A 232-nucleotide genomic window follows, 5' to 3' on the forward strand; every position below is an offset into this window, starting at 1 on the left:
CTCTTTATATAATTGTTGTGGGCTAAATTTTTTTTTTTTTTTTTTTTTTTTTAAAATCGGTGGGGTTTTTTCCTTTTTTTGTGTTTGGAAATTTTTTTTGTTTTTATGTTTGTTGTTTATTTTATAGATTTTGTAGAGATTTATATGATGTCTACTTAGAATTTTTTTTTTTTTTTTATTTTTGATCATAATGATTGTTAGGTTGTTCAATATAGTATGCTTTTGTTTTAAG

The 232-nt window shown here is 20.3% G+C and carries 1 protein-coding gene; it reads right to left on the reverse strand.

Features of this window, described 5'->3' with window-relative positions; all coding sequences use genetic code 11:
- Positions 1-189 (reverse strand): hypothetical protein (locus ACNEUN_RS06485; protein ID WP_463631651.1); only part of this gene is annotated, 189 nt, incomplete at its 3' end.
- Between the last annotated feature and the right edge of the window lie 43 nt (positions 190-232).

The sequence above is a fragment of the Gardnerella sp. C0684A1 genome (assembly GCF_055326835.1).